This window comes from Bacillus sp. EA-CB0995, from assembly GCF_055814245.1.
Genome location: NZ_CP169269.1, coordinates 2662030 through 2679287, shown reverse-complemented (window position 1 = coordinate 2679287; position 17258 = coordinate 2662030). Strand labels below are relative to the sequence as shown.

Sequence of the window (17258 nt, the reverse complement as noted above, 5' to 3'; positions counted from 1 at the left end):
AAATTTGATATACTAACGATGAAATATAAAAGTTTGTTTTCGTAAATAACCAATGTCACCAAGTTATCAAGACTTAAATTTTAAAAACCTTTAAAAATAAAGACTCTAACATATTAATCATAATTAATATGTTAGAGTCTTTTGTTTTATTTGAAATGGTATTTTCAACTTTATAAGACAGTAAAATGAATGAATATTGTTTTTGTTTAATGATATCTAGACTGCTCAGAATAAATATAAGAAGGTAATTCCTAATAATATTGCGTGTGTAGTTAATAGTTAAAATAATAAATATTTTAAAATAGATGGTATAATTTAGTATGCCATCTGTTTTTATTTTATTAGGAGGTTCAATATGGAGAAAATAGATTCTTTTTTAGTTAATTTAGATACATCAGGTAATGTTAAGCAAAGTTCATTTATTTTATTAAAAATCATTGAAGATATGCCTAAAGAAAATTTATATGTAATTAATTATTCAAGCATAGATATAGAGGGTTTAATAAATCAAACAAAAAATGCAGAAGATAGTATGGATAGTAAAGTTTCTAAAATAGAAATTGTAGATTTACCAGTTAAAAATTTTTCTTATATCAAAGAGTTCAGTGAAAAGTTAAATGAAAATGACTTTATTTTCATAATAGGTGGAGAGAAACTTATAAATTATTCGAAAACGAAATCAATTATAAAAGGAGAGTTTAATGGTTATCAGTCTAAAGTGCATCATTTGGAGTCCGAAAACTGGAATTACTATATAGAAAATTTAGAGGAGATATATGGTGGATTTCAAAAAAAATTAAGCGGTATTTTCTTGAATATATCTGTTAACCAGAAAGTTAAAGATGAATTTTTAAGAATAGCTGAGTATGCAAAAAACTTCTCTATCACCCATATTGAAATGAGTGGACAAACAGATAAATACGAGAATCTTCAGAGAAATATTATAGACCAAATCCCAATAACTTCTTTACAGGAAATCTTAAAAATTATAGATAAGCATAAAAGTGATTTCGATAGTAGTACATATAATTACTTGAAAGTTTTGTCATATATACAACATGGCTCTTATACTGAGGCAATAATTATTTTAGCGGAAAATTATACAAACCTTAGGAATGAAGAGAAACTAACATTAGCTAATTTATATATTCAGCAGGGAAATAACGATAAGGCTAAACCGATCCTAAATGAATTATATGAAAATGATAAATATTTAGATGGTTTACTTCAGGCTATTTTAGCATCTAATATGAATAGTGATCTAGATACTAAGAAAAAGTGGATTGAAATCGCACGTAAAATAGATCCTAAAAATCCTGCTGTACTGGAATTTTATGCAACTTATTTATCAAGAGTGGGAGAAAATCAAGAAGCCGCTAAAATATTTAGAGAATTAAAAGTTCTTGTAAAAGAACAGCGAGACTATTATGAATTAGTCGCAAGAATTAACGATTTAATATGTAATCCTCCATCCGAGAATGCCGCCATTGCGTATATTATGAGCGATTATGAAAATAATGTACTAGTTAATGAAGCTAGATGTAGATTAGCAACATTTTTGTTGGAATATAAAGATAGTTATTATACCGCATACTCAATATTACGAGATGCTAATATTACTTTAGAAGAACCTAGAATTCAAGAAATTACAAAATTTAAATTAGATATATTAAAGGATACTATAAAAGCATCAAAAGCATTGGGGAAATTAAAAGTATTTAAAAAAGATGATCATAAATTATATTTAATCAAAGAGAGAATGAGAGTTATTTTAGAAAGTATACCAATTCTTTCAGATATGAAAAATGGGTATCTTATTTGGAAAAATTTTATTGATGAATCTCAAAATGATTCATCTTGGAGAAAAAAGTGTTTCTAAGGGTTTAGTAGAAGTTGTTGAAATATTGAACAAAGTAGATTTAAAACATTCATTTAATAAATCATATATAAATTTAGTTGAAAAAACCGAACTTGATTACTTTGATATTAATGAAGAACATAAACATTTAATGCAAGCTGTACAAATTAAATTGTTAAGACGTATAAAATCGGGTAAGGTAAATATAGAAGATTATCATGATAGTCTAGAAGATTTTGTCAAGGTGACTCTTAGTATACCTGAAATATTTAATGATGTGGATTCTAAGTTATGGTGTAGATATTATTTATCAATCATTCTTTCTCTTAAAGGTGAAAATCAAAAAGCTAATGATATTGCGATTAGTCTGTTTGAGTACTCTTCGAGTTTGACAGGTGAATATAAATATTTAAGTATATATTTAGGGTTAATAGCATGGGCTAACTCTCAATATAGAATTGGTAGAATTGTTGAGGGAAGTCTTTGTTTAATATCTGCAATTAAATTTAATATTAATAATAATATTAATGAGTTTTATCCTATTTTTGAAGAAGGTATCAATTTAGTATCAAGGTTTATTTCTGATAACAAAAAACTTATTGAGGATGAAGATAAAGAAATCTTGAAATTATTCTCAGAGTCGATTAGCGAATATAATAGTTTATTAAAAGAAACATTAACTCTTATTGGTGATATTTCAGATGAAAGTATCGAGATTCTTGAAAAAGAAGTATCATCTTTAGAGAAGCAAGATATGTATTGGGCTATTAAAATAACAAATTTGATTGGTGTATATATAAAACAAAATTTAAATTTAAAGGCCATATCTTTAATAGAAAAGTTTAGTGAAAAGATAATTAATAATTTGTCTAATAGAATGGATATTCGATATAGAGTTTTATATAATTGGGCGGAATTTTATTACTATCAAAAAAGAATGAAACAAGCGATAGAATTTTTAGAAGTTTCTATATTAGATATTGAAAAATTAAGAGATATAGACCATAAAGAAGAAAGAGCGGGTCTAGCAGAATTTTCTAATGAAATTTACAGATTTTATGTACAAATTTGTAGCCGACTTTATTCTACTAATGATATTTCAGAGGAACACAGAAACATTCTAGAAGAAAAATTATTAAAGATTATTCCTAAGTTATCTCCATTATCCATTATTGAACAAAAAAGGTTCAATAGTAATAAGAATCTCACATCAAAATCGATTCAATTAGAAAAAAATTTAAGTATTTTAAAAGAGGAATATAAAAATTTACTTAAAGAAAATAATCCTATGGATGACTTATTATTAAAAAAGGCTAAAGAAATTGAGGAATTAACATTAGCATTAAAAAAAATACACCCATATTATAAAAGGTTATCTAAATTTAGGGATATAGACCTAAATGATATAAAGAATTCATTAGAGGAAAATGAAATATTTTATCAAGTAATTCTAACACCTCTTTCTGTTTTAACCTTAACAATTACAAAATCAGATTTAATAATAAAATCTGATTTTATAACTAATGAAATTGATTTAGTAGAACAATTATTATATTCATTTAGTAATTTAATTCAAATAAATAATCCGAATAAACATTTAAAGAATATAGTCTTGCAAATATCGGAATTAATAGCAAAAGATTTAATTCAATATGTTTCTAATAATGATGTAAAAAAGGTATATGTAATGTCAGACTTTAAAATGGGTCTCTATCCGATGTTAATATCAGAATATGATGGAACATGTTTGATAGATAAAGTAGACTCAATAATAAATATCATTGATTATGAAGTTATTTTGAATAAAAAAGATACAAATATAGAGTTTTTCAATGTTTTAAATAGAGTATACGGTAAGCCTACAGATACATCTTTAAACTTAATAAATGAGTGGTTAAAAACTTATACTAATCAAAATATGATTATCATAGAGAATGAATCGGATGATGTTACTGAATTATGTCATTTAGCACAAGAACCTTCTAATAATACAGTGGTTTTATATGGGCATGGAGTTGCTGATCCGAATTCTACTTTAGTTGACGGAGCAATAGGAGTTCAAGGTAGAAATAAACTATTACAATTAGATGATATTTTAAGTAGCATGAAAGAAATAAATAATTTTATTTTAATCAGTTGTAGGGGCAGCTCTCCTTATCATATAAATCCTGAGAATTCTTCTGGAACTTGGACGAATTTATTAGAGAACTTTGAAGGGAATATTGTATCTTGTAAGTGGGATGTTCCAACAAAGTCAACAATTTCTATTGTAGAGAATATGTTAGAAGAGATTAAATCGAATAAAACAACTTTAGATGAAGCCTTATTATATTCTCAAAGAAAAATAAAAGCAGATAATGAATACAGTGATTTTGTTTATTGGGCAGGTATGGAATTTTGGTTGAACTAGAATATTTATTTAATTTATAAAGAGTTAATAAAAAAGTGCTGTTTTTTTGTTATATAGGGTAGCATTTAATTTTAACTTTAACTTACCTTTTTATATTTGTATTGTCATAATCATTTCATTAGAAAAGTACTTAGAGAATTTGTAGATACACTTAAATTTACAGAACAAAGACATACTTGTATAAGAAAATTTATATATAGGTTTGAACAAAGCTTTATGATTTTGACTGTGTTTCCATAGATGGATAGTTGCCCCAAGTGGTGAGGAAAAAGGGAGTACTGCAAAAAGATATAATGGGTATTTTGTAGTAGACTTTCTAAAAGTAAAAGATGATTTAGATATTTGTTAAAACACTGGTTTTGGAATTCTGAATTAAATATTCATACGAAATCTAAAGATATATAGTCTGTTTTATTTTATAGGGTATATTCAAAAGAAAATAGATTTTAATTATTCTTATGCTACACCAACAGAATTTAAAGTAGGCTTTGCAGAAGCAACTTTAGTGGTACAAAGCTATATGTTAAATGCTCATGAAACTGTTCATGGAGCGGTTAGTTATGCTTTAGCGGATCACATGCCTTTTCTGTAGCTTGTAACGCTTATGGAAAGACATCACTAGGTCTTTCAACAACCATTCAATTTATTGAATCGGCTAAATTAGGAGATAAACTAGTTGCTCGTGCCACGGAAATAAGACGAAACTATCGTACTGGCTTCTATCGAATTGATATTTTACATGGACAAAATCTCATTGCGACTATGGGGGCAGTTTCATAGAGGGAAAATCATTATTTTGTTAATTTTGATGAGAGTGTATATTTAAATTTATAATAAAGTGATTTAATTTTTATAAGAGCCTTGCTACATGTATATTGTAGCAAGGCTCTTTAAAATTGCTTAATTTGTATTGAATTAATGTACTCATTGATGTGAGTATATTCTTTTGTAACTATTGTTTTTTATTTGAAATCCAAATAGTGTATTAAGATAAAAAAGAACATTGACAACTGAATAGATGAATTCTTTTCTTATTCCACGAACGGGGCAGATTAGTTAAATAAGGTTATTGTGAATAATGCTAATTTTTTCCATATTCGCTATAATACTAATAGTGCAGATTAGATTAAAAGCCTAGGACAGAGATAATATTGGAGGTAGTTAAAATGGGAAAGAGTGAGATGTTTAAAGATTTTAATTTTAAATTAGTGGTAATTGAAGCTTTATTAGATAAAGAGCCACTATTTCTAAAAGAATTAACAGACTTAATAGATAAGTATACGAATAATTTCGATTGGTATTCTGGAGCTGGACCAATTGTTGAAATCAGAGATTATTTAGAAGAGTTAACTTTGGAAATAAGTGATTTGGAAAAGATTGAATCCCTTTGCTTTGATGGGGGGAATGAAATTTATCATATCCTAAAGCCAGATTGGGATGGCGAAGACAGTTTATTTGATGTAATATCTGTTGAAGGATTTCAGAATATAAAAAATTTAAAAACAGTGGAATATATTTCACTGTGTTATCCAAAAGTATTAGAACCATTTAAACAAGCTGGAATTGAAATTGAGGATTAATGAGGAGAAAGTTATGTACTAATGGAAGCGATTCTTCTTAATGAAGGATCGCTTTTTCTTATGCAACTAATGTAGATTTAAAATAAAGTCCGATTATTTATAATAAAGATAGATAATTTGTAATAAAGATTGATAAAAGAACCTGTGTTGATATTATCTTAGGGTCATCCAAATTGCGTGACCTCATTGATAAAAATAAATGAGTTAATCATTAGATACTTTTATTGAAAGGAGAAAGAATTATGTTTTTTATAGCATATTTGCCTATTTTTCTGTACTTATTATTAGAATTTTATAGAAGTTCACCTGTTAAAGAAGAAAAACAAAATCGTGGTTCTAGTTTTTTTATCGGAGTAGTTTTAGCCTTGATGTTAACCATTCCAGAGATTATATATTTCTTTACAATAAATAAGGTTAATTCATTTCTGTTTTTGGTGTTATTGTCGGGCTAATTGGTGTATGGATTAGATTTTCTTCAATGAAAACATTAGGGCGATTTTACAGTAGGAACGTCGGAATGCAGGGGGAACATAAGTTAATTCAAAGCGGTCTGTATAAATATATTCGCCATCCTGGTTATTTAGGTTCTTTTCTGACCTTTTTAGGGTTTGCTATATCTTCATCTTCGTTCATTGCCATTATCATAAATATCTTTTTATTTTTCCTTGCGTATTCGTATCGTATAAAAATTGAAGAGAGAACTCTTGTTACACTATTTGGTGAACAATATAAACAATATCAGTCCAAGACTTGGCGAATTATTCCGTTTCTATACTAGAAATTATAGGAGAAAGTTCAAAATTAGTTACTAAAGTCATTTTTCCTTATTCAGCTAACGGGTGCGTTAGTTCCAGAAAAAATAAGCTGATTCATATCTGTTGTTCTAATTTTCGTTATTCCATTAAAGGGCGCGATTGTTGAACAACATAGGTAGAAATGATCAAACTTTTTTATAAAAACCAAACTTAAATCTGCTGGAGAAGAATCCATTTTGATCAATCTTTTTCAAAATGGATTCTTTTTATTTACCGTAGAATACGGGTTAACACGATATTTTTAATCAAACTTTATTTTAAAGTTACAACTAACGGAGCAGAACTTTTTGGTGAGATACAAAACTACGAAAACGCTTATAAATTATGCTACGTTCGTGGACCATAAGGGCTTATTTTAGAGTTAGCGGAAGAAATTAAATAAATATTGAATGGGTGAATTGATTTCCATCACGTGAATATTAGTAAACATATATCTGACTTTGATGAAGTATTAAAAAAATTCTCAATTCGCATAATGATGATTTAGCGACAAAAAAGTATTTGAGAAATTCAAACAATCCTATAACAAGATGAATTAACTTTATTCTAAAACAACATTATCACCTATAAGTTAGAGTTAGGAATTCAATTTACATAATATAATTATGATATACAAAATTACAATGAATTCTCCTTTATAGTGAGTTTTTAAAAGAAACAATCAATATATGTTTATTTGTTCTCCTCAAGACGAACAGAATTCAAATTACTAGATTAAAGAAATTTATTCTGTATAAGAGAAAAGAAAAAACAGATTATAAAAGAACCCTGTAAAAACCGTTTATTCTTACAGGGTTCTTTTATAATCTGTTTTTTAATAATTAATTAGTAGAATCTAATTTTGTTTAATTAATAAGTAAGTTATTAAAATAATGATGGACTATTATATTTAGAGTTAAATTCTTAATTAGATATGATTCAAACTATTTTTTGAAAAGCATCAACAAAAGAGGAGTGATAAAATAAAATTATCAACTAATTTCAAAGCAGTTAGAATTTAGTTGATAATTATGGTATTGGAGGGAATGAAATGATACTGTGTGCAAAAAGTATTCGTGGAGATGTGGTAAGGGTAAATTTTATGTCTACTAATATTAGGCACCTAAATAACGGTATATTGGAATTGTCTGATGTATTAGGAAAATCCCATCCTATAATTGTAAATACTAAAAGTATTAAAGTTTATACGTTATGCAAAGTTAGTTGATTTTCTCCGGATTTACTCCTATTTTAATATGTAATTTTTACACATTAAAATAGGAGTTATCGTTCATTAATTAATAATGGGTAAGAACTACCCAATTAAAACAAAAACAGCAACTGATTAAAATAGTTATGACAAATTTAGGGGAAAACATTGTGGAATAACTGGTGCGATTTAATTGGATTATAATCAATTAATTTGACTCATTCATTTCCATTCGGTAATATAACTGGGTGGTTATAAAATGTATAGGAATGTGATGAATATGGGCGAGAAAAATTACACCACAAGTTTGTTTGAAGTAATAGCTGAGGAAAACCGTAGAAAAATTATAGATTTTCTCAGAAAACGACCAAGGTCTGTTGGGGAATTAGTTGAGTGTACACAATTAAGCCAGCCAGGAGTTTCTAAACACCTTCGAAAATTAAGGGAGGCTGGGCTAGTGATAATCATTAAGGATTCCCAAAAAAATATTTACCATTTGAATGCGGAGCCCCTTGCAGAAATTGATAACTGGTTAGAACCTTATCGAAAGTACTGGTCAGACAAGTTAGATATGCTAGAACAATTATTAGATGAGGAGGAGTAATGTATGCTAGCAGTTGTAGAGAAGTTTGAGGATGGATATGTAGCCACATATAATCGACCACTACATCATTCAGTTGAAAAGGTTTGGGCCACATTAACTGAAAATGGGCAATTGGAAAAATGGATGCCAAACTTACAAGTTGTAGACCTTCGAAAAGGCGGAATAATTAAGTTCAATATGAACGACGGGACGGGGAAATCTATTGATATTTCGATTATAGATTTCAAAGAACTGGAATATTTGCAATACGAATGGGGAGAAGGTTGGGTTCGATTCGAGTTATTTCCAAAAGATGATGGTTGTTTATTAGTATTAAAAGAATATATTCCTACCTTGAGTGATCATACTTCAAAAGATTTAGCTGGATGGCATGTATGTCTAGATATGTTCAGTACAGTACTGGACGGTCAATATATGGACTTTCCAAAAGGTGAATGGGAAAAATGGCATGAGAAGTATGTAATGGTAACTAAACAATTATAGTGAATTTAATATATAACTAAAGATGGTATATCTGTAATATCCGTGTAGCATAGGTGTCGTAGAACAATCTCCTATTAAAGGGCACCTGCGGACATCGTGAATAAAGACGATACGTTTGAGGACTAAACAATAGATGGCCAGCTATTTTAAGCAATTTAAAAGCTTTTTCAAAACATGAAATCTCTTTACACCAAAACCAATCACAGTATTGTTGTAACAAACTAAACACCACTATTTTCCGAAAGGAGATATGTTTAAATGAAAAATCCGATTACGATACCTGACCTCTCATCGAGACAGTTTAATCTAACAGTTGAACGATTAATGAATTCTTCGCCGGAAGCGCTGTTCAAAGGGTGGACAGAGCAGATTGACCACTGGTTTGCAGCACCTGGGTCAGTACTAATGAAGGCAGAGGTCAATGAAGTCTTTTTCTTTGAGACAATCTACAAATTTGATGTACATAGTGAGGCACAGCGTCATCCCCATTACGGACGATTTTTAAGACTTGAGCAAAACCATCTCGTAGAATTGACATGGGTTACGGGCGCTGAAGGAACAAAAGGAGCTGAAACAGTTGTCACAGTTAAGCTTGAACCTCACGGACATGGCACAAAGCTACATCTTACTCAAGCAGGGTTTCCAGATGAGGAGTCAAGGAATCAAGCCGAACATGCTTGGCCGTTTGTACTTGAGAACCTAGACAATAAGATGATGGATCGTGAATAAACAGAAAGAGAGTTGATTTATTATGAACAACCTTACAAAAATGAAAATATTAAAGCCAGCTAATGAAGTATTTGAAGCATTTGTAGATCCTTCAAAAATCAGGAATTTTTTGGTTCTCGTCGAGTTCTGAAAGATGGGAACAAGGCAAGACGGTTACATTGAGATATGATGAATATGATGCTCAAATGGATATAGAAATAATGGAAGTCGAGATAAATAAGAAAATTGTGTACCAATGGGCGGAAGGACATATTGTTACAATTACGCTAAAAGAATTGGATAACTCGAGTACAATTATTGAAGTTAACGAAGAAGGTTTTAAAGAAAATGATAATGAGTTAATAAGTCAATTGATTGATAATAAAGAGGGTTGGGTTTATATGTTGACCTGTTTAAAGGGATATTTGGAATATGGTGTTAATTTGAGAGCAGCATTAGTTAAATAACTATATGATTAATCTTTTGGCTCTTTTTTGAAAAAAGTTTTAATATTATAAATTCGGAAATTCCTGACGTTATACCTTATAAAGACGCTTCTTTAATGTTCTGAAATAAATAACCAGCTAAAATAAGTTAATCGATCTTTAACAAACGGGCGCAATCCTCTAATAAGGATTGCGCCTAAAAAATATAAAAAAGATAAGGTACATTTTCAACTGGACAACCTACTTCTCTTAAATTCGCGCTTCCTATAATAAAAGATCCAAGAGGCTACCCCTATATAGAATTAGCAAAATGGAACTGTCCCTCTATTTCTATAATATTATTTGTAGGATTTTCTCCTTTTCTGTCGAATTTGTTTGATATAAGGAGGGACAATATATGTTTATCAAAGACTTTTTATTAATCTTTTTATTTTTGTATTCCTAGTTAGTTCAATTATATTCATCCAAGTGTTTGTAATGAAATCCAACCAGTTCATGGAAAAAATATATGGGGCAATCATTGCTGTTATTTTGATGACTTTTTCTTTTAAATACATGGGATTTTACTATGATCTTCGAGCTGTTCCTCTCATTTTTTCGTTTGTTTACTTTGGTCGTACTGCCGGTTGGATTACGGTACTTAGTATTTTTATCATGCGTGTTATGTATATGGATGGATATTATGTACCATATGTCGTCGCATTATTAGGAATAGGCATTATATTTACTATTTTTAAAACATATTTCAAAAACTTACATCCATTTAAAGCTAGCTTCCTTTATCTAATTTGTTATATGGCTATGATTCGATTGGTAGGCGAATTCTTCATTCCGACTGTAATATCTAAAATGCTTCACATTCAAAACTTATTATTTACAAGTATGGGTCTGTTAAGCGGACTTTTTCTGATGGAAGCTTATCAAAAATTATATTCCTTAACACAAGAGTTATTTAGAACGAATCAAAAATTAAAAGGATCGAAGCAAGAACTTAAAGATACTGTCCATGAACTGCAAGGAGGAATTTTTAAATTTATTAAAGTAGATACGCACTTTATACATACGATGTGTGATGGGCAATTTTATTATCAAAATGGATTTCATTCTGAACAAGTGGTAGGAAAAAGTTTACGTACTATCGATTCTTCCATTATTCCTCCCCATCTCGTTCCTCAATTACTGAAGTATTATGTACAAGCATGGGAGGGAAATGAAGTTATATTTGAAATTCCTTGGCCAGATAATGAAACCATTGCTCTAATCGCACTTAGGCCAATTAAGCGAAATGGAAAAGTTATTGAAGTTGTTGGTTCTGCAATTGATATTACAGAGAGAAAAAAGTGGAGTGTGAATTAAAAACGACTAAAGAATTACTGGAGTCATTTGTAAATAACAACATAGATGCGATTGTTATCACTGATCGAGAAGGGCATATTTTACAAGCGAATAAAGCTTTTGAAACGATATTTGGTTGGCCAATACAAGAAGCTATCGGTAAAAAAGTACCTTGTGTACCTGATTTCTTAATGGATGAATCGATAGAAATCATTCAAAATATTCTGTCTGGAAAATCTACAATTACTCGATTAGAGACCATTAGACAACGAAAAAATGGGGATTTAATTGATGTAAGTATAACGATTTCACCTATTCTAGATTTGAGAGGGAATATAATGGCTCTCTCTGCAATATGTAGGGACATTTCTGAAAGAAAACAAGCAGAAAAAGAACGACATCAATTATATCAACAATTGCAAGAAAGTGAATTGAAATATCGTGTACTATTTGAACAGGCAGCGGATGCGGTATACGTAGTAGAATTGGATAAAAATCGAATCCCCGCTCGAATCATTGAAGTAAACGCAATTGGGTGTGAAAGGTTTAATTTAAGCAGGGATGAAATTCTTAGTACTCCATTTTTTGATATTGCTTCTCAGGATTCTCCCCTTTTAAGAAGACTGATAGAAAAAATTAAAGATGGAGAAAATTCTTTTACTTTGCAAGATGAATATGTTTTTCATACAGGAAAGAAAATAGTGTCAGAGTTTAGTATTCGTGTATTCAAGTTGAATGGAAAAGAAGTTTTCTTAAGTATTTCTCGAGATATTACCGAACGAATAAAGACGGAAGAATTATTAAGAAAATCCGAAAAACTTGCTGTTGTAGGTCAATTAGCTGCAGCAATAGCTCATGAAATTAGAAACCCTTTAACTGCAATGAAAGGATTTATGCAATTATTAAAAACAACGGAAAATGAAAATAATCATCCATATATAGATATAGTATCATCAGAAATTGATCGAATTGAAAGCATTACGAATGAATTTATGGCAATCGCCAAACCTCAAGCAGTAAAAATTCAGCCTAATGATATAAGTACGTTAATAAATCAAGTTGTCATGCTACTAGAGCCCCAAGCACTCATGAATAATGTACAAATGAAGACAGAAGTTATGTCTAATATTCCAATGATACATTGTGAAGGGAATCAATTAAAACAAGTATTCATTAATATCTTAAAAAATGCCATTGAATCTATGCCAACGGGAGGAGAAATTGTCATTCAAATTGATAGAGCTGATCATAATCAAATCAATATTCGATTTATTGATCAAGGATGTGGGATTCCTCAAGAACGTATACCATACCTTGGAGAACCATTTTATAGCATTAAAGAGGAGGGGATCGGCTTAGGATTAATGATTTGTTACAAAATTATTGAAATGCATCAAGGCAAAATATGTATTGAAAGTGAAGTGAATAGAGGAACAATAATAGAGGTTACTCTCCTATTTGTAAATTATAAAACAAATGTTGTTAAATTTAAAAATGGATACAAAATTATCTTAGCTTGATAGGTATGCGGTAGTACCGATACTTATGAGGAATTCAGCTTATTTTTTTGTTTTTTGGAACACTAATTTCTTCTCTAGTTGATATAGCTTTGAAAAAAAGTTTGATTAAATTAACTCTATAAACCTTGATAAAATAGTAAATAGAAAAAGCGTGTTTTGAAAAAAAGATTGATCAAAACACGCTTTAAATATATTCAATTAAACCATTCGTTTATAAATAAGTTTGATCATTTCTTGATCCTTGTGCCATTAAAGCGCCCGATTGTGAAATTGGCAAAGGCAGTCTAATTATCGAATAGCCCTCTTCCTCTCAGATTTGCGGAAACTGGCTCGTTTCCTATTTCACGTGCCCATATAGATAACTGGCCGATATGGTGGATTTCGTGGACAATGACATGACGTATGATCTCTCCGTGTGTACATTCAATGACTCGGCGCCTGATTGGTGCGTCTCTAGAGCTAATCGGTTCTTCATTGAAATCAGTTTCTGAAAGTTTCCGAGAATCCATTTCATTTGTCCAAGATGTCACAAATGGCTTCACTTTCTCGTGGTATTGAGCTGAAAGATTTTTCACTTTTTGTAAGCTAGCATAATCTTCAAACAATGGCTCCTCAGGCACTGGTTCACCTCGCAAACCTAAGATCCACATATATTCCACATCTACAATGTGAAATAGGGTATGTAGGATACTGCCGAACCCACCGACCCGTTTCTTTAATAGTTCTTCATCCGGTATGTCTTCGCACAATGTAAACCAATCATCACGAACTTGCCAGTTATATTGAAACAGTTTCAACATCACAACAACCTCCATCTTTTAGATTAACATTTAATATTCACCAAAAGACTTCAAAATCCTTATTTAAATAATAACTCTAAAAAAACCTGTTAAAATCCTCTACAAACTAGCCCTTTAATTGAACATTCCAGATGAAGTTAAAGGGTCAAAAGAAAAACCCTATTATACAGGGTTTTATCAAACTTCGTTTTAAATTATCAATCTTTTTTGTAAATTATCAAAATTTATTATAAATCAACAATTGGGCCATTTAATTGAATATGGCCTATTAGGGTAGCGTCCCGAAATAGAAAATGTATCAATGTGAAAAGAAGAATAATAGAAATGAGGAGAATATTTATGAAACAAGGCAGAATTATTATAATTACTGGTTCACCAGGGACTGGTAAAAGTACAACGGCATCTATTGTTGCTAAAGAGTCTAATTTATCAAAGTCGGTACATATGCACACGGATGATTTTTATCACTATATTCAAAAGGGGGCAATACCTCCATTTTTACCAGAATCACAAGAACAAAACTTAATTGTTATTGAAGCTTTTTTGGAAGCTGCAAAATGTTTTGCACGTGGTGGGTACGATGTGATTATAGATGGAATTGTTGGTCCTTGGTTCTTAAAGTCGTGGTTAAAAGTCGTACAAGATAATTATGAAGTACATTACATTATCTTAAGAGCGACTAAAGAAGAAACAATGAAACGAGCAATCAATCGTACCAAATTGGACGAAGATGCCAACATTGAATTGGTAGAAAAAATGTGGGAGCAATTTAACAATTTGGGTATCTATGAATCCAATATTATTGACACAACAAATCAATCAACCGAACAAAGTGTTTCAACAATAAAAGCTGTGATTGAAAAGAAATCTTCTTTACTCACTATATGATGTGATACAAATGTTAAATAAACGGGCGCGTTAGTGGAATAAGAAAGGACATTACATATTTTATATGACTAATATGTAATGTCCTTTAATTTATCTATCTTTTTTTAATTTAGGTCTTGATAACTTATAAACGCTACATCTTTTTTATAAACAGTACGACTTTATTTATCGCCTCATGCCCATCAAGCTAAGATATGAAAATAACCCAAAAATGAAGAATTTACGCCTTTTCTCTAAAACCAATCTTTTTTCTCATTTATTAATACAACTTTACCATGCTACAATATTAATACTAATGACAGAAAGGATGATGGGTGGACGATGATTAACTAATCTTATTTTTAAATGTTGAAATTGGATATTTCAAATTATAAAAAATAGGATTAGTCTACCCATTTTTCATAAGGAAGTAAAGCTATTTAATAAAATAGCTTATTTGGGTATAAATAATTTAAACGACTAATCCTGCCAAATTTAATTGGGAGGATTTTTTTATTCTCCTTTTAAAGAGAGGAATAGATGGCATGAAGGAACTTTTAAAAATACAAGATGTTTGTTTGGAAATAATGGAAAATACTCTGTTTGAACAAATTAATACTACAGTGAAACAGGGAGATATCATTGGAGTAATTGGAAAAAATGGTGCTGGAAAATCCACTTTGTTACAGTTGATAAATGGAGAAATAGAACCAACAAAAGGGAAACTTCAATGGCAACAGATGAACGTAACAATGGCATATGTTGAACAAGAAAAAGAGGCATATATATCTAATGAAGTAACAGCGATAGAAGCTGAACTTCTTTCAAAATGGGGAGTACCAACAAACGATTTTCATAAGTTAAGTGGTGGAGAAAAGCTTAAAATCCGACTTGCAAAAGGATTTGCGCAAGGTACAAACCTTCTAATGTTAGATGAACCAACGAATCATTTAGATGAGCAGAGTACAGAATTGCTCATTGAACAGATAAAAAGCAAAAGTGGAACAATCATTGTTGTATCACATGATCGATATTTCTTAGATGCTGTTGCAACGAGAATTTGGTCGATAGAAGATACAAAACTAATTGAGCATCAAGGAAATTATACGAGTTATATGAAAGTTCGAGAACAAAAGAGACTCGCTCAGCAGCGCGAATATGAAAAGCAACAAAAAAACATCGAACGTATAGAATCACAAATGAAAGAAATATCATCATGGTCACAAAAAGCACATGCACAGTCGACAAAAAAAGAGGGCATTAAAGAATATTATCGTGTAAAGGCAAAGCGAATGGATGCGCAAGTAAAGTCGAAACAAAAGCGTCTTGAAAAAGAGCTTGAAAAAACGAAGATAGAACGTGTTAAACCAGACCCTGTTGTAGAGTTTTCAATTGAAACAAATAAAAAAGTAGGAAAACGTTTTTTAGAAGTGAAACAATTAAAAAAATGTTTTGAGGAACGAACATTATTTGAGAAAGTTAATTTTACAATTCAGCATGGTGAGAAAATTTCAATAATGGGTCCTAATGGTTGCGGGAAAACAACATTATTGAAAGTGATTATGGGACAGGAAACATTTGAAGGCGAAGTATGGATTTCACCATCTGCAAACATTGGTTATTTAACACAAGAAGTATTTGATTTACCACTTGAAAAAACACCAGAACAGTTATTTTATAAAGAGACTTTTGAAGAAAGAGGAAAAGTACAAAGTTTAATGAATCATTTAGGATTTAAATCTTCTCAATGGACAGAGCCAATCAAGCACATGAGTATGGGTGAGCGTGTAAAGTGCAAGCTAATGGCGTATATACTAGATGAAAAAGATGTGCTTATTTTAGATGAGCCGACAAATCATCTTGATTTACCTTCACGTGAACAGCTTGAAAATACATTAGCACAATATAATGGTACACTGCTTGTTGTATCACATGATCGGTACTTTCTTGAAAAAACGACTAACAGTAGACTGGTGTTTTCAAACAATAGCATACAAAAGCAATTGAAAGAAACATTTCAAAAAAGAGATAATCTCGCTGAATTACGTTTAAAGCTTGAAACAGAAAGACAAGAGGTTTTAGGAAAACTAAGCTTTTTAACTCCTAAAGATGAAGCGTACATGGAACTTGATAAAAGATTCAAAGAACTTACGAAGCAAATAAAGGAGCTATAATCGAAAATACTTGTAGTTAGGGTACTGCCACATTGCCATCAAGTTAAGAATTCAGAATTACCCCAAAACAAAAAAATGAAATTTTCTCAATTTTATCGTTTTGGGGTATTGATTTATTTTAGCTTGATGGGCATGGGGAGTAAGCATATTCTTTGATATCAACATAAACTACATGGAACTAGTTTCATAATTTTACTTATAAATAAACTACGTATTGTTCCAATAAACGATACCATTGTCACATATAGCATGCAATTATTGTAGCATATAAATTCTAATATATTACACTCGTTTTTTTCTTCATCTATACTCAGTATTTGTTACTAAGTTCATTTAAAAACTGATTCAGTTTTTTCTGTAAAGGATAGCAAACGTAAGCATTTGTAATACACAAAAACCTCGAATCATGGACTTTTTTTAATGTCCACGATTCGGGGGACAGTTCATCTTCTGAAGGAACTTTTCTAGG

The 17258-nt window shown here is 30.3% G+C and carries 12 protein-coding genes and 2 pseudogenes; 13 read left to right on the top strand and 1 reads right to left on the bottom strand.

Annotated elements, in window-relative coordinates; genetic code table 11:
• Nucleotides 1–355 precede the first annotated feature (355 nt).
• The 11 genes and pseudogenes from ACEWFJ_RS13885 (at nucleotide 356) to ACEWFJ_RS13835 (ending at nucleotide 12948) form a co-directional block, all read left to right on the top strand.
• A complete protein-coding gene (locus tag ACEWFJ_RS13885; protein WP_473688955.1) occupies nucleotides 356–1879 on the top strand; it encodes a tetratricopeptide repeat protein in 1524 nt (507 codons plus the stop codon).
• Nucleotides 1848–4268 (top strand): hypothetical protein, encoded by a 2421-nt coding sequence (locus ACEWFJ_RS13880; protein WP_473688954.1) that lies wholly within the window; start codon nucleotides 1848–1850, stop codon nucleotides 4266–4268. Before ACEWFJ_RS13885 ends, ACEWFJ_RS13880 begins: the two co-directional genes overlap by 32 nt.
• A 636-nt stretch (nucleotides 4269–4904) precedes the next feature.
• On the top strand, nucleotides 4905–5048 hold the full coding sequence (locus ACEWFJ_RS13875) for a hotdog family protein (RefSeq protein WP_473692493.1): 144 nt from the start codon (nucleotides 4905–4907) through the stop codon (nucleotides 5046–5048).
• A 386-nt stretch (nucleotides 5049–5434) separates the two neighbouring features.
• Nucleotides 5435–5848: a DUF6892 domain-containing protein gene (locus ACEWFJ_RS13870; protein WP_473688953.1), complete on the top strand. Its 414-nt coding sequence runs from the start codon at nucleotides 5435–5437 to the stop codon at nucleotides 5846–5848.
• Nucleotides 5849–6090: 242 nt separating this feature from the next.
• Entirely contained in the window at nucleotides 6091–6300 is a 210-nt protein-coding gene (locus ACEWFJ_RS13865; protein ID WP_473688952.1) for a hypothetical protein, read from the top strand.
• A 26-nt stretch (nucleotides 6301–6326) separates the two neighbouring features.
• On the top strand, nucleotides 6327–6626 hold the full coding sequence (locus ACEWFJ_RS13860) for a methyltransferase family protein (protein ID WP_473688951.1): 300 nt from the start codon (nucleotides 6327–6329) through the stop codon (nucleotides 6624–6626).
• Between the two features lie 1485 nt (nucleotides 6627–8111).
• Nucleotides 8112–8456 carry an ArsR/SmtB family transcription factor gene (locus ACEWFJ_RS13855; RefSeq protein WP_473688950.1) on the top strand — a complete coding sequence of 115 codons (345 nt, stop codon included), beginning with the start codon at nucleotides 8112–8114 and terminating at the stop codon, nucleotides 8454–8456.
• A gap of 3 nt (nucleotides 8457–8459) precedes the next feature.
• Nucleotides 8460–8939, top strand: coding sequence for an SRPBCC family protein (locus ACEWFJ_RS13850; RefSeq protein ID WP_473688948.1), 480 nt, complete (start codon nucleotides 8460–8462; stop codon nucleotides 8937–8939).
• Nucleotides 8940–9197: 258 nt separating this feature from the next.
• Nucleotides 9198–9668 carry an SRPBCC family protein gene (locus ACEWFJ_RS13845; RefSeq protein WP_473688947.1) on the top strand — a complete coding sequence of 157 codons (471 nt, stop codon included), beginning with the start codon at nucleotides 9198–9200 and terminating at the stop codon, nucleotides 9666–9668.
• A gap of 22 nt (nucleotides 9669–9690) precedes the next feature.
• Nucleotides 9691–10114, top strand: a pseudogene (locus tag ACEWFJ_RS13840) (SRPBCC family protein).
• A gap of 372 nt (nucleotides 10115–10486) precedes the next feature.
• Nucleotides 10487–12948, top strand: a pseudogene (locus ACEWFJ_RS13835) (PAS domain S-box protein).
• Nucleotides 12949–13232: 284 nt separating this feature from the next.
• On the opposite strand, the gene ACEWFJ_RS13830 reads toward ACEWFJ_RS13835, so the two are convergent.
• Complete coding sequence (locus ACEWFJ_RS13830) at nucleotides 13233–13748, bottom strand: DinB family protein (protein WP_473688946.1); 516 nt, start codon at nucleotides 13746–13748, stop codon at nucleotides 13233–13235.
• A gap of 339 nt (nucleotides 13749–14087) precedes the next feature.
• On the opposite strand from ACEWFJ_RS13830, the gene ACEWFJ_RS13825 reads away from it, so the two are divergent.
• On the top strand, nucleotides 14088–14636 hold the full coding sequence (locus ACEWFJ_RS13825; protein WP_473688945.1) for a P-loop nucleotide/nucleoside kinase family protein: 549 nt from the start codon (nucleotides 14088–14090) through the stop codon (nucleotides 14634–14636).
• A gap of 524 nt (nucleotides 14637–15160) precedes the next feature.
• Nucleotides 15161–16789 carry a ribosomal protection-like ABC-F family protein gene (abc-f, locus tag ACEWFJ_RS13820; RefSeq protein WP_473688943.1) on the top strand — a complete coding sequence of 543 codons (1629 nt, stop codon included), beginning with the start codon at nucleotides 15161–15163 and terminating at the stop codon, nucleotides 16787–16789.
• The last annotated feature ends 469 nt before the right edge of the window (nucleotides 16790–17258 follow it).

Excerpts from the sequence above, each read along its gene's own strand:
- ACEWFJ_RS13855 (WP_473688950.1), top strand. The coding sequence starts at position 8,112 with ATGTATAGGAATGTGATGAATATGGGCGAGAAAAATTACACCACAAGT.
- ACEWFJ_RS13825 (WP_473688945.1), top strand. The coding sequence starts at position 14,088 with ATGAAACAAGGCAGAATTATTATAATTACTGGTTCACCAGGGACTGGT.
- ACEWFJ_RS13850 (WP_473688948.1), top strand. The coding sequence starts at position 8,460 with ATGCTAGCAGTTGTAGAGAAGTTTGAGGATGGATATGTAGCCACATAT.
- ACEWFJ_RS13830 (WP_473688946.1), bottom strand. The coding sequence starts at position 13,748 with ATGTTGAAACTGTTTCAATATAACTGGCAAGTTCGTGATGATTGGTTT.
- ACEWFJ_RS13860 (WP_473688951.1), top strand. The coding sequence starts at position 6,327 with ATGAAAACATTAGGGCGATTTTACAGTAGGAACGTCGGAATGCAGGGG.
- ACEWFJ_RS13880 (WP_473688954.1), top strand. The coding sequence starts at position 1,848 with ATGATTCATCTTGGAGAAAAAAGTGTTTCTAAGGGTTTAGTAGAAGTT.
- ACEWFJ_RS13870 (WP_473688953.1), top strand. The coding sequence starts at position 5,435 with ATGGGAAAGAGTGAGATGTTTAAAGATTTTAATTTTAAATTAGTGGTA.
- ACEWFJ_RS13865 (WP_473688952.1), top strand. The coding sequence starts at position 6,091 with ATGTTTTTTATAGCATATTTGCCTATTTTTCTGTACTTATTATTAGAA.
- ACEWFJ_RS13885 (WP_473688955.1), top strand. The coding sequence starts at position 356 with ATGGAGAAAATAGATTCTTTTTTAGTTAATTTAGATACATCAGGTAAT.
- ACEWFJ_RS13845 (WP_473688947.1), top strand. The coding sequence starts at position 9,198 with ATGAAAAATCCGATTACGATACCTGACCTCTCATCGAGACAGTTTAAT.
- abc-f (WP_473688943.1), top strand. The coding sequence starts at position 15,161 with ATGAAGGAACTTTTAAAAATACAAGATGTTTGTTTGGAAATAATGGAA.